Origin of the sequence: Arenibaculum sp. (genome assembly GCF_035998295.1) — a bacterium.
GTDB lineage: Bacteria > Pseudomonadota > Alphaproteobacteria > Azospirillales > Azospirillaceae > DASYHS01.
The window spans coordinates 1-11975 of sequence record NZ_DASYHS010000084.1; the positions used below are offsets into that span (position 1 = coordinate 1).

13 protein-coding genes and 1 tRNA gene are annotated in these 11975 nt (G+C 71.4%); 7 read left to right on the forward strand and 7 right to left on the reverse strand.

Going from position 1 to position 11975, the window contains the following annotated elements:
• Nucleotides 1-184 (reverse strand): hypothetical protein (locus VGO20_RS09755; protein ID WP_327502138.1); only part of this gene is annotated, 184 nt, incomplete at its 3' end.
• Between the two features lie 214 nt (nt 185-398).
• Here VGO20_RS09755 and VGO20_RS09760 point away from each other — a divergent pair.
• Entirely contained in the window at nt 399-1886 is a 1488-nt protein-coding gene (locus VGO20_RS09760) for an OmpA family protein (protein ID WP_327502139.1), read from the forward strand.
• On the opposite strand, the gene proB is transcribed toward VGO20_RS09760, so the two are convergent.
• Complete coding sequence (gene proB, locus VGO20_RS09765; protein WP_327502140.1) at nt 1887-3026, reverse strand: glutamate 5-kinase; 1140 nt, start codon at nt 3024-3026, stop codon at nt 1887-1889.
• Between the two features lie 181 nt (nt 3027-3207).
• On the opposite strand from proB, the gene VGO20_RS09770 reads away from it, so the two are divergent.
• From VGO20_RS09770 to arsN2, 5 genes are all read left to right on the forward strand, one after another.
• Nucleotides 3208-4362: an MFS transporter gene (locus VGO20_RS09770; protein ID WP_327502141.1), complete on the forward strand. Its 1155-nt coding sequence runs from the start codon at nt 3208-3210 to the stop codon at nt 4360-4362.
• Between the two features lie 91 nt (nt 4363-4453).
• Nucleotides 4454-4819: an ArsR/SmtB family transcription factor gene (locus tag VGO20_RS09775; RefSeq protein WP_327502142.1), complete on the forward strand. Its 366-nt coding sequence runs from the start codon at nt 4454-4456 to the stop codon at nt 4817-4819.
• Nucleotides 4816-5340 (forward strand): arsenate reductase ArsC, encoded by a 525-nt coding sequence (locus tag VGO20_RS09780; RefSeq protein ID WP_327502143.1) that lies wholly within the window; start codon nt 4816-4818, stop codon nt 5338-5340. Before VGO20_RS09775 ends, VGO20_RS09780 begins: the two co-directional genes overlap by 4 nt.
• Nucleotides 5341-5374: 34 nt before the next feature.
• Nucleotides 5375-6406 carry an ACR3 family arsenite efflux transporter gene (gene arsB / locus VGO20_RS09785; RefSeq protein WP_473964856.1) on the forward strand — a complete coding sequence of 344 codons (1032 nt, stop codon included), beginning with the start codon at nt 5375-5377 and terminating at the stop codon, nt 6404-6406.
• The gene (gene arsN2 / locus VGO20_RS09790) at nt 6399-6839 is read left to right on the forward strand and encodes an arsenic resistance N-acetyltransferase ArsN2 (RefSeq protein WP_327502145.1); all 441 of its coding nucleotides are present in this window, start codon (nt 6399-6401) and stop codon (nt 6837-6839) included. Before arsB ends, arsN2 begins: the two co-directional genes overlap by 8 nt.
• A gap of 6 nt (nt 6840-6845) precedes the next feature.
• On the opposite strand, the gene obgE is transcribed toward arsN2, so the two are convergent.
• The 4 genes from obgE to VGO20_RS09810 form a co-directional block, all read right to left on the reverse strand.
• Nucleotides 6846-7976, reverse strand: a complete 1131-nt coding sequence (gene obgE, locus VGO20_RS09795; RefSeq protein WP_327502146.1) for a GTPase ObgE — start codon at nt 7974-7976, stop codon at nt 6846-6848.
• A 121-nt stretch (nt 7977-8097) separates the two neighbouring features.
• Nucleotides 8098-8367 carry a 50S ribosomal protein L27 gene (gene rpmA / locus VGO20_RS09800; protein ID WP_327502147.1) on the reverse strand — a complete coding sequence of 90 codons (270 nt, stop codon included), beginning with the start codon at nt 8365-8367 and terminating at the stop codon, nt 8098-8100.
• A 30-nt stretch (nt 8368-8397) separates the two neighbouring features.
• Nucleotides 8398-8715 (reverse strand): 50S ribosomal protein L21, encoded by a 318-nt coding sequence (gene rplU / locus VGO20_RS09805; RefSeq protein ID WP_327502148.1) that lies wholly within the window; start codon nt 8713-8715, stop codon nt 8398-8400.
• A 120-nt stretch (nt 8716-8835) separates the two neighbouring features.
• On the reverse strand, nt 8836-10125 hold the full coding sequence (locus VGO20_RS09810) for a DUF2478 domain-containing protein (protein WP_327502149.1): 1290 nt from the start codon (nt 10123-10125) through the stop codon (nt 8836-8838).
• A 188-nt stretch (nt 10126-10313) separates the two neighbouring features.
• Here VGO20_RS09810 and VGO20_RS09815 point away from each other — a divergent pair.
• Nucleotides 10314-10403: transfer RNA gene (locus VGO20_RS09815), tRNA-Ser, on the forward strand.
• Between the two features lie 367 nt (nt 10404-10770).
• Here VGO20_RS09815 and VGO20_RS09820 read toward each other — a convergent pair.
• Nucleotides 10771-11909, reverse strand: a protein-coding gene (locus VGO20_RS09820) for an IS3 family transposase (protein WP_327502150.1) whose coding sequence is annotated in 2 segments (ribosomal slippage) — nt 10771-11654 and nt 11654-11909 — 1140 coding nt in all. Because the reading frame shifts where the segments join, the coding sequence is not laid out codon by codon here.
• Nucleotides 11910-11975 lie beyond the last annotated feature (66 nt).

The window sequence follows — 11975 nt, forward strand, 5'->3', positions numbered from 1 at the left end:
GCCGGTTCTCCTCCTGGGCGGACAGTTCGACGAGGCGGGCCCGGACGTCCGCGCGCGACCACGGCGCCGAGCCGGGGGCGCAGCCGGCACGGCGCGCGGCCTCGGCCAGGGGCGCGCCCCGCGCGGCGATGCGGCAGAACAGTTCGATGCTCGATGCCAGCGGCTGGGCGGCGGTAGCGGCCATGGGGCGTCCTCCTCGTTCCGGTAGAAAGAACAATATGAGAACACGCAGCGGCGGTAGTCAAGAGGCGACCTTCGACGCCACCATCGCATGGACGGACGCGACCCTGCCGACTTGCCTGTGGCACGTTCCCGGACTCCAGGCTATTATGGATTAACCAATATGAGTTCGCGGTCCGCGTGCATCGAGCCGGCGGACTCGCCCTCCAGAGGACCCAATGGCACTCGGACGCGCGCTCGCCGGCATGGCCCTGGCCGCCGCTCTCCCTTCCCTGCTCGCCGGATGCGGCGTTACCCGCGACCCCGGCTTCGTCGCCCGCGAGTGGGACAGCAGCATGCGGGAGCTGAACATCTATCCGCTGTTCCCGCCCCGCGAGGACGTCCAGGTCGGCGACCTCTACGTCGTCCTGGCCGACGCGAAGGACGGGCCGCAGGACATCGACTACGGCACGCCCGGCATCTGGCTCGACAGCCTGCTGACGCGTGACCTCGTCGAGGCTTTCTACGATGCGCGCGCCAACCTGCCCCAGGGCCTGCCGGCGGCGCTCGGCCCCGACGGAAACCCGGTGGCGGCCGGCGGCAGCGCCGTCACGCCGACCCCCCTGTCCCAGGTCGTCTCGGCGACCCCGCCCGACAACGCCTACCGCAGCGCCGATCCGCTGGGACGCCTGCGGCTGGTGCAGTTCCCCGCGTTCAGCCTCGCCCTGCTCGACGAGAGCCAGATCGGCCTCGCCGCGCCGAGCCTGCTCGGCGGCCTCCTGGGCGGGATCGGCGATAGCGACGACCTCAACCTGAGCCTGTCGGTGCCGCAGGCGGAATCCTACGCGCTTCCCGCCAACGCCCTGATCGACCTGCTGCAAAAGCAGTGCGCGGCCGGCAAGCCGGTGATCGATCCTGCCCGCGTCGCGCTGGCGGGCGACATGCTGCGCCGGCCCGGCGACGCCACCGGCACGCCCGTCCTGACCGTGATCAGCGAGGTGTTCTATACGCGCACGCTCGACTACACCTTCTCGCGCCAGAGTGGATTCGGCATCGGCGCCGCAGCCGGCTCCGCCGCGACCGGCAGCCAACCCGTGCCGGGCACGGACACCGGGTCCACGACCGACACCGCAGCCGGGACCGACATCGAGGCGCGGCTGGCGGCGCTCGAGACACAGGTCAACGGGACCGTGTCGGCGGCGGGCGGGCAGACCCTGCCGGGCGCACGCGGCAGCATCACCTTCGCCGGCGACCGCTCGATCCGGCTGTCGCAGAGCTTCGAGCGGCCGATCGCGATCGGCTACCGCGCGCTGTTCGTCCGCACGCTGCCGGACTGCGGGCTCGACGGGTATTCCTCCTACGTCGCGAGCGACGGGGTGCTGCTAACCGCCGGCCAGCAGGTGCTCGGCACGGTGCTGTTCGACCGCGGCGCGGCCACGGTCGATCCATCGGATGCCGCCGCGATCGCGGCCCATCTGGCGGCGGCCGGCGGGCCGGCGGCGGCACGGGCGGTCACCGTCGAGGCATCCGCCGAACCGGACGAGGGCCAGGGCGACCCCGGCAAGCTCGCGGCCGCCCGCGCGCAGGCCGTCGCCTCCGTCCTGACCAGCGCCGGCCTGCCCGCCTCCGCAGTCACGACCGTCACCCGCCAGGCGCCCACGGCCGGCGCCCCGGGAACGGGAGCCTCGGCCGGCCGCTCGGTCCGGATCGTTGCCGGAGGGACCTGATCAGGCCAGGACCATGTCGTCGCGGTGGATCATCTCGTCGCGGCCGCGCCAGCCCAGGATCTCCGCGATCTCCTGGCTGTGGTGGCCGAGGATGAGGCGGGCATCCATGGCCGAGTAGGCGGAGAGGCCGCGGGCGACCACGCGGCCTCCGGCGGTGCGGACCGCGACGAGGTCGCCGCGCTCGAAATCGCCCTCGACGCCGACGACCCCCTTGGGCAGCAGGCTGGTGCCCCGCCGCAGCGCCGCCGCCGCCCCCTCGTCGACGACCAGCGCGCCCGCGGGCGCCAGATGGCCCGCGATCCAGCGCTTGCGCGCGGTCAGCGGCTCGCCCGCCGGCAAGAACCAGGTGCAGGGCGCCCCTCCCTCCTCCGGCGCGTGGTCGAGTGCCGCCAGCGGGTTCATGCGCTTTCCCTTCGCGATCGCCATCCGGCAGCCGGCCGCGATCGCGATTCGGGCGGCGGCGATCTTGGTCACCATCCCGCCTGAGCTGTAGCCCGGCGGCGGCTCGCCCGCCATGCCCTCGATCTCCGAGGTCAGCTCGCGCACCTCCGGGATCAGGACCGCATCCGGGTCCTTGCGCGGGTCCGCGGTGTAGAGGCCGTCGATGTCGGACAGCAGCACCAGCGTGTCGGCACTGATCATCTGGGCGACGCGCGCGGCCAGGCGGTCGTTGTCGCCGAAACGGATCTCGGCGGTGGCGACCGTGTCGTTCTCGTTGATGACCGGGACGGCGCCCAGGCGCAGCAGCGTCTCCAGCGTCGCGCGGCCGTTGAGGTGGCGGCGGCGGTCCTCGGTGTCGTCGAGGGTCAGCAGCACCTGGGCGACCGTCAGCCCGTGGCGGGCCAGCGTCTCCTGGTAGGCGTGGGCGAGACGGATCTGCCCCGTCGCGGCGGCGGCCTGCTTCTCCTCCAGCCGCAGGGGCCGGCCGACCAGGCCCAGATGCTCGCGCCCGACCGCGATCGCGCCGGAGGAGACCACCACCACCTCCTGCCCGCGGGCGCGGCAGGCTGCGACGTCGTCGGCGAGCGCGTCCAGCCAGGCACGGCGGATGCGGCCGTCCGTCTCGTCGACCAGGAGGGCCGAGCCGATCTTGACGACGAGGCGCCGCGCCGCGCGCAGCGTGTTCGGGGAGACGGTCATGGGTCGGTGCCGGAAAGTTCGGGTCGCCGACGAATATCCCGGGCGCGCCCGGGACGCCACCGGCAATTTGCCGTCCGGCAAGGTTGGGGAGGACGCACCCGGCTCGGGCCACTATAGTGCGCCTCCATGATGCGGCCCCCGATCGAGAAGCTCCGTCCCGCGACGAGAGGACGGCCGGCCCATGGCAGGTGAGACGGCCGGCCGGGACGCCTGGCTGCCGGCCAGCGTCGGGCTGGTCGCGGGCGCCAGCGTGTTCTCGATCACGATCGGCCTGAGCTATCCCCTCCTGGCGCTGAAGCTGAGCGCGGCGGGCGTCGGGGACACCATGATCGGGATCAACGCCGCGGTGACGCCGCTCGGCATGATCCTCTCCGCGCCCTTCGTGCCCGGGCTGACGCGACGGCTGGGTCCGTGGGCGATCCTGCTCGGCTGCACCATCGCGTCCGCCGTGCTGTTGCTGCTGATCGGCGCCACGCAGGAGGTCGCCGCCTGGTTCCCGCTGCGCTTCCTGCTCGGATGCACCACCGGCGCGCTCTTCGTCGTGACCGAGGCCGGCGTCCTCGAGGCATCGCCCGCCCATATCAGGGGGCGGATGATGGGCGCCTACACGACGTCGGTCACCCTGGGCTACGCCCTGGGGCCGCTGATCCTGGTCGCCACCGGCCATGGGGGCTGGTTGCCTTTCGCCGCCGCCACGGCGATCCTGCTGGCCGCCTCCCTCGTGCTCACGGCGGCCCGCGCGCCGCTGCGCGGGCGCCTGGTCCCGTCGGGGGGCTCCGGGTCCGTCACGTCCTTCCTGCCCAAGGCGCCGGTCCTGCTGGTCGCCTGCGCCGCCGTCGCCTCCTTCGACAACGCCAGCATGTCGTTCCTGCCGCTGTACGTCGCCGACGAGGGCTTCGACGTCCGGACCGGCAACCAAATGCTGTCGGTCCTGCTGCTCGGCGGCATGGCGCTCCAGTATCCGATCGGCTGGATCGCCGACCGGACTTCCGTCCCGGCGACCTTCCTGGGATGCGCCGCGGCCAGCCTCGCCGGCTGCATCGCCTTCCCGCTCGCCCTCGATGCGGGCCCGCTGCTCTGGGCCATGCTCGTGCTCTGGGGCGGAGCGGCGGTCGGCGTCTACACCATGGCCCTTGCGGAGCTGGGTGCCCGGTTCACCGGCACCGAGCTCGTGAGCGGCAACGCCGCGGTGGCGATGACCTGGGGCGCCGGCTCGCTGCTCGGCGTGCCCTCCGCCGGGGCCGCGATGGATACGGCCGGCGGCGCGGGCCTGCTGGTCGTCCTGGCGGTCCCCTTCGCGGTGCTCGTCCTCCTGACCGCCACCCGCCGCCGCTAAGCCCCGGCCGTACGGGCGTCATCGAAACGTAACTTGACGCCCCGGCTGTTTCGACGTTTCTCTAACTGTCGTAACGACTGGGAAGACCCCGATGGAAACGAAGACCGCGGTGCAGGCGCTGTCGGCACTAGCACAGGAAACGCGCCTCGCGGTGTTCCGCCTGCTCGTCATCGCCGGACCCGACGGATTGAACGCGGGGGACATCGCCCAGCGCCTGGGCGTCGGGGCATCGACGATGTCGCATCACCTCGCCCATCTGGAACGCGCGGGCCTCGTACGCTCCCAGCGCGTCCAGCGTCAGATCTTCTATGCAACCGATTATGCGGGCACGCGCCGGCTGCTGGCCTTCCTGATGGAGGACTGCTGCCAGGGCATGCCGGAACTGTGCGACGTCGGCGCGGAATGCGCCCCGCCCGGAGAGGCCGAAACCTGCGGAGCTCGAGGAAGCCGCCCATGAACCCGCCACGGACCTACACCGTCCTGTTCCTTTGCACCGGCAACAGTGCCCGCAGCATCATGGCGGAGGCGGCCATGAACCGCTGGGGTGCCGGCAGGTTCCGGGCCTTCAGCGCCGGCAGCCAGCCCAAGGGCCAGGTGCATCCGATGACGCTGGCGCTGCTCGAGGGCCTGAACTACGACGTCTCGCCCTTCCGCTCGAAGTCCTGGGACGAGTTCGCCGGACCGGGGGCGGAGCCGCTCGACTTCGTGTTCACGGTCTGCGACAACGCGGCCGGCGAGGTCTGCCCGATCTGGCCGGGCCAGCCGATGACGGCGCATTGGGGCGTCGAGGACCCGGCCGCCTTCGTCGGGCCGGAGGACAAGACGCTGAAGGCGTTCCGCCGCGCCTATCTGGAGTTGGAAGGCCGGGTCAAGGTCTTCACGAGCCTGCGGCACGAGGCGCTCGACAGGCTTTCGCTTCAGGCCAAGCTGCGCGAGATCGGGCTGATGCGCCCGGAGGTCGAGAATGGCGCAGCCTGAGGCCGTCGTCGGCGCCGGGCGCGAGCGCCCGGGCATCGGTTTCTTCGAGCGCTGGCTGAGCCTCTGGGTCGGCCTGTGCATCGTCGCCGGGATCGGCCTCGGCCATGTCGCCCCCGGCGCGTTCGCGGCCATCGCCGCCGCCGAGGCGGCGCGGGTGAACCTGCCGGTCGCGGCCCTGATCTGGCTGATGATCATCCCCATGCTGCTGAAGATCGACTTCGGCGCGCTGGGCCATGTCCGCGAGCACTGGCGCGGGATCGGCGTCACCCTGTTCATCAACTGGGCCGTCAAGCCGTTCTCGATGGCGGTGCTGGCCTGGCTGTTCATCGGCCAGCTCTTCGCGCCGCTCCTGCCCCAGGACCAGATCGGCTCCTACATCGCGGGGCTGATCCTGCTGGCCGCGGCACCGTGCACGGCCATGGTGTTCGTCTGGTCGAACCTGTGCGACGGCGAGCCCCATTTCACGCTGGGCCAGGTGGCGCTCAACGACCTCATCATGGTCTTCGCCTTCGCCCCCATCGTCGGGCTGCTGCTGGGCGTCGCCGCGATCACCGTGCCCTGGGACACCCTGCTGCTGTCCGTCGCGCTCTACATCGCCGTCCCGGTCGTGGTCGCCCAGGGATGGCGGCGGCATCTGCTTGCAACGGGCGGCGAGGCGGCGCTCGCCCGCATGCTATCGGTACTCCAGCCCTTCTCGCTCGCGGCCCTGCTGGCGACCCTGGTGCTGCTGTTCGGCTTCCAGGGCGAACGGATCCTGGCCGAGCCGGCGGTGATCCTGCTGTTGGCGGTGCCGATCCTGATCCAGGTCTACCTGAATGCCGGCCTCGCCTACTGGCTGTCGCGGCGCTTCGGCGTGGCGTGGTGCGTCGCCGCTCCCGCGGCGCTGATCGGCGCATCCAACTTCTTCGAACTGGCGGTCGCGGCCGCGATCAGCCTGTTCGGCCTCAACTCCGGCGCGGCGCTTGCGACCGTGGTCGGCGTGCTGGTCGAGGTTCCCGTGATGCTGTCCGTCGTGCGAATCGTCAAGGCCAGCCGCGGCTGGTACGAAAGGGGAGCCCATGCCTGAGCTGACCGCGGAACCGCTGGATGCCGGGTCGATCGCCGAACTGGCGGCAGCGCTCGGCGATGCCGGGCTGCCGACGGACGATCTCGGCGAGCCGGGCCGGGCCTTCTTCCGCTTCCGCGACGAGGCCGGCACGGTGGTCGCCTATGGCGGGATGGAGCCCTGTGGCGCCGCGGTGCTGCTGCGCTCGATCGTGACGCTGCCCTCGGCCCGCGGCCGGGGGCACGGGCGCGCCGTGGTCGACTGGCTGGCGGCGCGCGCGGCGGCGGACGGGGCCGAGGAGCTCTACCTCCTGACGACGACGGCGGCGCCGTTCTTCGCCGCCGCGGGCTTCCAGCCCGCGGACCGCGCGACCGCCCCGGCGGCCGTCACGGCGAGCCGCCAGTTCTCCGGCCTGTGCCCGGCGAGCGCCGCGTTCCTGCGCCGGCCCGCGTAGCGGCCGTCACGGCTCCTCGTCGTACCATTCCTCGCCGTCCTCGGCGCGGCGCCGGGCCAGTTCCTCGCGCGCTTCGGCGGCACGCCGGTTCCGGGCGAGCCCGGCCTCCGCCGCGTGCGGGTCGCGGCCCTCCTCGGCGGCGGCCGCCCGCGCCTCCTTGATGCGGGAGAGCAGTTCGAACAGGACGGGCTCGACGCCGATGCCGGCCGCGCCCGACAGCGCCAGGACCGGCGACCCGGTTACGGCGCGCAACGCGGCCAGCTTCGCCTCGACCTCCTCCTCGACCAGGGCGTCGACCTTGTTGAGGCCGACGATCTCGGGCTTGCCGGCGAGGCCGTGGCCGTAGGCGTCCAACTCGCCCCGGATCACGCGGTAGGCCTCGACGACGCCGTCCTGGGTGCCGTCGACGAGATGCAGCAGCACGTTCGTGCGCTCGACATGGCCGAGGAAGCGGTCGCCGAGCCCGGCGCCGCCGCTCGCCCCCTCGATCAGGCCGGGGATGTCGGCCAGCACGAACTCCTCGTCGCCGGCGCGAACGACGCCGAGATTGGGGGTCAGGGTCGTGAAGGGATAGTCGGCGATCTTCGGGCGTGCGCGCGAGCAGGCGGCCAGGAAGGTGCTCTTGCCCGCATTCGGCAGCCCGACCAGCCCGGCATCGGCGATCAGCTTCAGGCGCAGCCAGATCCAGCGCTCCTCTCCCGGCCAGCCGGGGTGGAACTGGCGGGGCGCGCGGTTGGTCGAGCTCTTGTAATGGGCGTTGCCGAAGCCGCCGTCGCCGCCCTTCAGCAGGACGGTGCGCTGGCCGGGCGCCGTCATGTCCGCGAGCACGGTCTCGCCGTCCTCGTCCAGCACCTGCGTGCCGACGGGCACGCGCAGGACCACGTCCTCGCCACTGGCGCCGGTGCGGTTGCGCCCCATGCCGTGGCCGCCGCGCGGCGCCTTGAAGTGCTGCTGGTAGCGGTAGTCGATCAGCGTGTTGAGGCCGTCCAGCGCCTCGATGACGACGTCTCCGCCCTTGCCGCCGTCGCCGCCGTCGGGCCCGCCGAACTCGATGAACTTCTCGCGGCGGAAGCTGACGACGCCCGGCCCGCCATCGCCGCTCTTCAGGAAGACTTTCGCCTGGTCGAGGAATTTCATGGGAGTACCCGCCCCGGTCGGAAATGGGATCGGGAAACGGCATCGGGGGGACCGGTCGCCCGATCCCCCCGATGAACCCGATGGTGGAAGCCCTGGATCGGGCAGCGTCAGCCGGCGAGCGTCACTCGGCCGCGGCCGGCACCTCGTCCGCGATCGAGACGAGCATGCGGTCGCCGGACTTGCGGAACCGGACCTGCCCGTCGACGAGAGCGAACAGCGTATGGTCCTTGCCCAGGCCGACATTGGCGCCGGGATGGAACTTGGTACCGCGCTGACGGACGATGATGTTGCCGGCCAGCACGCTCTCGCCGCCGAAGCGCTTCACGCCGAGACGGCGACCGGCGCTGTCGCGGCCGTTGCGGGAGCTACCGCCTGCCTTCTTATGTGCCATTTCCGAATCTCCTCTGCCCGGGCCGGCCGATCAGGCGCTGGCCTGGATGCCGGTGATGCGCAGGACCGTCAGGTCCTGGCGGTGCCCGTTCTTGCGCCGGTAGTTCTGGCGGCGCTTCTTCTTGAAGACGATGATCTTCGGGCCGCGATCCTGGGCGACGACCTCCGCGGTCACCGAAGCCCCGGCGACCACCGGCGTGCCGACGGAGGTGCTGCCGCCGTCGCTGACCATCAGCACGTCGTCCAGACTGATGGTCGCGCCAGGCTCACCCGCCAGCTTCTCGACCCTGATCACGTCGCCGCTGGCGACCTTGTACTGCTTGCCGCCGGTACGAATGACTGCGAACATGTCTGCCACTGCCGTATCTGAAAATAAACGGCGGGCACACATTTCCGGCAGGTCCTCGCGACCCATCAGCCCTGTGCCCGCTTGCAAGAGAGGCGGAATATACGCATCCCCGCCCCCCTGTCAACCACTCCCTGCCCCGCGCGGCGACAATCCCGAGGCCCCGGCCCGGCGGCGGACGACCTGCCGGCCGAAGCGGGTCCACTGGCGCGGCCGCGCCCCCGCGGCGACGGCATCGGCGAGCCCGTCCGGGTCGTCCGCGACGAACCCGGCCAGCGTCTCGATCCCGTAGGAGAACAACCGGTCCGACAGCGTGGTGCTCGGCCCGACCATGGCGACGCGCGCCGGACCCGCGAGGTCGAGCAGCCTGGGCAGGGTCCGGTTGGGCAGCGTGGAGCCGGTCAGCACGACCTGCGCCGCGCCGGGAAGCAGCCAGTCCGCAGCTTCGGGCGGGAACCGGCCCTCGCCGGGGCTGGCATCGATCACCTCGGCGCGCGGCAGCCGGTCCAGCAGGTCGGGGAAGGCGCCGACGACGACGAGGCGCCCCGGAGCCGGTCCGGCGGAGCCGACGACGGCATCCAGGCCGTTCCCGGCTTCGGCGTCCAGATCGGGCCGGTTGTAATGCGCGTTGACGGCGGCGAAGCCGAGCGTGGCGTCGAACGGGTCCCAGGCTTCGATCCGCCGCGCCAGCGCCCCGAGGCCGTGCCGGCCGAGCGCGCGCAGCCGATAGGCGGGCACGGCGGCCCCCTCCGGCATGCGGGCGACGCCGCACCCCCGCGCGCTTCGCACCAGGACCCAGGGCGGCGCGCATTCGATCCGCCGCACCTCGTCGTCCTCCACGCCGTTCAGCAGGTCGCGGTAGAGCCGGCAGCCGCCCCACCAGCGCCACAGCGCGTCCTCCTCGGGCGGCAGCATGCGCGACAGCGTGCCGGCGAAGGCCAGCCAGTCCGGCAGGTACTTGCCGTTGACCGAGGTCAGCACCGGCACGCCTTCGGCGACGGCATCGCCCAGCTCCGAGGCGAGGCCGCCGCCCTGGCTCTCCAGCCCGCCGAACTTGTTGAGGACCAGCAGGTCCAGGCCGCCGGCCCGCGCCGCGCGGATCAGCGCCGACGCCTCGGCCACGCCCGCCGGGTCGACCCGGCATGAGGACGAGCCGCGGCCGAGGCGCTGGCTTATCGGGATCGCCCGCCCGGTCGCGATCTCGACCAGTTCCATCTCGTCGGCGCAGACGGCGCCGCCCGCCTGCGTGCCGCCGCCCTGGCGCTGGACGACGCCGCCGACGCGAAAGCCGCGCCCCGCGAGCGCCGTCGCGAACCGCGATATCAGCACGTCGACGCCGCTGCCCGGCCCATGGACGACGACGGCCGGCGGCAGGGCCGGCGGGATCAGGCGGGCGGACGGGGATACGGCCATGAGCGGTTCCGTTGCGAGCGGGCCGGTCATGTTAGCGGAAACCGGCCGGAAGTCCCTATATGTAAGGGCGCACGCCGCGGCGGACAGGCGCATGCCGGAGCGCAATTCTATTCTTGCGACCCGCTTGGCCTTGGGGTAGTTTGCGCGCCTCGCGGGCCGGGGTGCCGAAGCTTGCCGGCGCGCGATGCGGACGGGTGGTCGAGTGGTTGAAGGCACCGCACTCGAAATGCGGCGTACCTGCAAGGGTACCGTGGGTTCGAATCCCACCCCGTCCGCCACTTCCCTCTGAGTTTCTCAATGTTTGCAGCATCTTGCGACGGCTCTTCGCCGTCCTGCCCACATCTGTACCCACATTCGCAGAGCGATCACTGACGAGCGGCGGCGAACATTCGCGTTGAGGCGCTTGTCTGAGTGAAAGGCTTCGCACGCGTGCAGCGGCCCCGCGGGACGCGGCCGCGCGACGGGCAGGCCGCAGTCGAAATTCAAGCGGACCGAGCCCTTCCTGCACACGAGGCCGTTCCAGTTGGCCCGCCCCACGTCGAAGGCGATCACGCCGTGGAGCTTGGGAAGCCTCTCCGGGGCAGTGAGGTGGTCCCCGATGGCCGGACAGTTTGGCGGCTGGAATAAGCTTGGTTCAGGTCTCCGTCATGCCGCCAAGCCGATCCCAGTCTCGATGCCCTGGTAGGCCTCGTCCGGGGTGCTGCCGCCGAGCCGCGAATGCGGCCTCTCGGCATTGTAGTAGGTCACCCACCGTCCGATCCCGGCGCGCGCCTCGCTGCCGGTCTCGAAAGCGTTCAGGTAGACGCACTCGTATTTCAGGCTCCTCCATAGCCGCTCGATGAACACGTTGTCCATCCACCGGCCGCGCCCGTCCATCGACACCCGGATGCCCGCCTCGCTCAAGACGCCGGTGAAACGGGGGCTGGTGAACTGGCTGCCCTGGTCGGTATTGAAGATCTCCGGGCACCCGTATCGCGCCAGCGCCTCCTCAAGCGCTTCGAGGCAGAAGTCCACGTCCATGGTATTCGAGAGCCGCCACGACAGCACCTTCCTCGTGGCCCAGTCCATCACCGCGACGAGATACAGAAAACCGCGCCGCATGGGAATGTAGGTCAGATCGGCACACCAGACCTGGTTCGGCCGCTCGATGGACAGGCTCCGCAGCAGGTAGGGCCAGACCCGGTGCTCGGGGTGCGGCACCGTCGTCCGCGGCCGCTGGTAGACCGCCGCCAAGCCCATCTTCGCCATCAACCGCCGCACCCGCTTGCGGCCGACGACATGGCCCTGACGACGTAGGTGGCGCGCCATCTGGCGCGAGCCGTACCAGGGCGTCTCCAGGAACTGCGCGTCGATCAACCGCATCAGCTTCAGGTTCAGCGCGCTCTCGCCCCGGACCGGCCCGTAGTAGGCCGACCGGCTGATCGAGACCAGCTCGCATTGCCGCACGATCGACAGCCGCGGATGCTCGGGCTCGATCATCTCGCGCCTCCGGCCGACGCTCATCGACCGGAGGCCTTGCGCAAAAAATCCCGCTCCACTACCAACTGGCCGATCTTGGCGTGCAGCTTCTCCACCTCGTCCTCGCGCGCCGTCTCGGCTGCCTCCGCCTTGCCCGAAAACACCGCGGCCATGCCCTCGACCGCCTGCCGCTTCCAGGCATTGATCAGCGTCTGGTGGACGCCGTGCTTGCTCACCAGCTGCGCGATCGTCAGCTCGCCCCGCAACGCCTCCAGCGCAACTTTCGCCTTGAACTCAGCCGTGTAATGCTTCCGCTTTCCCGTCATCGGGTCCGTCCTTTCCCCAGGGCGAACCAAGCTTAGCCGACTGCTCGGGTGATGGGGACCACCTCA